The following is a 273-nucleotide window of genomic DNA, read 5'->3' as shown; positions in this document are numbered from 1 at the left end:
ACTGCTACTGACACCTTCAGCTGCCAGACCTGCTTCCTGATGCGGAAGAAGGGAGGTCACCACAATAATCGTACCTACAAAGAAAATCAGTAAGCGGAAAATTGCAGTATTAATCGCTTTTGGTACATTTTTGGCAGGATCTTTGGTTTCACCCGCAGCCACACCAATCAGTTCTGTGCCAGAGAATGCAAAGTTTACAATCAGCATGGTTGTGAAGATTGGGAACAGACCTTCCGGGAACCAGCCTTGAGCTGTCAGGTTACTGAATAGCGG

1 protein-coding gene is annotated in these 273 nt (G+C 46.9%); it reads right to left on the bottom strand.

Going from position 1 to position 273, the window contains the following annotated elements; all coding sequences use genetic code 11:
- Window positions 1-273: amino acid permease (locus B2Y23_RS14510; RefSeq protein ID WP_291371571.1), on the bottom strand; the 273-nt coding region annotated here is incomplete at both ends.

The organism is Acinetobacter sp. UBA5934, from assembly GCF_002430855.1.
Classification (GTDB): domain Bacteria; phylum Pseudomonadota; class Gammaproteobacteria; order Pseudomonadales; family Moraxellaceae; genus Acinetobacter.
Note: the sequence above shows the minus strand (reverse complement) of the source record. Positions and strands in the feature narration are given on the sequence as shown.